Source organism: Corallococcus sp. AB049A, assembly GCF_003668885.1.
Classification (GTDB): domain Bacteria; phylum Myxococcota; class Myxococcia; order Myxococcales; family Myxococcaceae; genus Corallococcus; species Corallococcus interemptor.
Genome location: NZ_RAWL01000770.1, coordinates 1 through 1,759 on the forward strand (window position 1 = coordinate 1; position 1,759 = coordinate 1,759).

General features: G+C 70.8%; 1 protein-coding gene. It reads right to left on the reverse strand.

What is annotated here, in order from left to right; all coding sequences use genetic code 11:
- Positions 1-95: 95 nt before the first annotated feature.
- Positions 96-1,759, reverse strand: a 1,664-nt coding sequence (locus D7X55_RS39235; RefSeq protein WP_121725683.1) for a DUF5060 domain-containing protein, incomplete at its 5' end; no start/stop codon positions are given.

Here is a 1,759-nt window from a genome sequence, read left to right on the forward strand (position 1 = left end):
GCCCCCGATGAATCGCTCAAGCTAGAGCGGCCAGTGCCACACGGGACCCGGCGCGACAGGGAGGCCCTGCTGTGGACTCGTCGCCATGAGCAGGCTCAGCGCACTGCCTCCACGACGCCGGCCGCGTGCCGCACGAACGGGGGCACGCTGAGCAACACCTCCGGCTGGGCCACCAGCCGCTGCTCGCGGCTCAGCACCTCGCCCGTCACGTCGTTCCACCAGGTGATGCGGTACTCCCCGGGCCCAAGCCCCACGCGCACCTGTGCGCCGGACACAGGCTCGCCATAGCCCTGCTGCGCGCCCATCACCCACAGCGCCTGGAGGCCCGGGCGGCCCATGGCCCAGGACCGCGTGCCGTCCGGTGACGCCGGGGGTGACTCCATCGGCAGCAGCGGCGGCCCCGGAGGCAGCCGGGCAAGGTAGTCCGCCAGCACGCGGAAGTGCCGGCCTCGCTCCGGAGTCATCGGCACGTCGGAGTCCTCGGTGAAGGGCGGAGCGCTGTGCGCGAGCACCCCCGCGCCACAGAAGGTGGTGACCCAGATGCCCACGTGCGTGTGGTCGTACGTCCGGCGGTCCTCGCCGCCGTAGCCGAACTCGCCCAGGAGGATGGGCTTGTCGTAGCCCCACGTCTCCGCCACCTTGCGCGTCAACTCCGCCGCCAGCGCATGCACCTCATAGAACTCCTTGCCGTACAGGTGCCATTGCAGGAGGTCATCCTGCCGGCTCGCGTACCAGGGGCGCTCGTCGCCATCGACGTTCCACTGCAATCCCACCGAACCCACCGTGACCAGGTGCCCGTACGGATCCTCCGCGTGCCACGTCTCCGCGAGCTTCACCGCCCAGGGCATCCACGTCGCCTCGCCGACGTTGCCGTCCCACTCCGGCTCGTTGAGCAGGTCCACGGCCAGCAGGGAAGGTGACGCACCGAAGCGCGCGAGCACGTAGCGCAGCCGCCGCTCCGCCAGCTCCGGCCGGTCGAAGAAGTCATCCGGCATGGCGGCGGGCCCTCCGCGCGCGGTGCTGTAGGGATTGTCCTCCCAGCTCTTCCACGTCTCCCCAGGCGTGAAGCCCACCGCGAAGAGGGCGAGGACGACCTGCAGGCCATGCTGCTCCGCGGCGTCGAAGATGGCGTCGTAGCGGGCGGCCACCTCCGCGTCGAAGACACCGGGACGCGGCTCCAGGCAGCCGGGCTGGGGGCCAGGCTGAGGCTCCTCCCGCTCGCAGTCGGTGAAGATGAAGACGCGCAAGGTGTTCATCCCGCGCGCCGCCATGCCCGCGATGTATTCAGCCGGGGACTGCTGGCCTTGATTCCAAGAGGGGTCGTAGACGTTGAAGCGGTTCTCCCCCAGCGGCAGGAAGGGCGTGCCGTCCTCCCACGACAGGTGATGCGCGGAGACCGGGCTCCGGCGCACGAACCCCCGGCGTGAGGACGGCCGGGACAGGAACCGGCCCGACGCAACCTCCTTCGCGCCGGCCTGGATGCGGTAGCGGTATTCGCCCACCTCCTGGGGCGTGAAGCGCACGCGGAAGCCGCCACCCGTCACGGGAAAGCCGCCCACGTCCATCTCGCGGCCAGAAGGCGCCACGAAGCGAGCCTGCACGCGGACCTCATCCGGAGCGCCCGAGATGCCAGGAACGCTGAAGCCCACTTCAAACCGGGCAAAGCGCTCCACCTCCTGGAGCGGAGCTGGAACGGCAGGCGGAGGCCGGTGGGCCGCGCAGCCCACGAGCAGCACCACCCACACCCCCACCGGCCAGC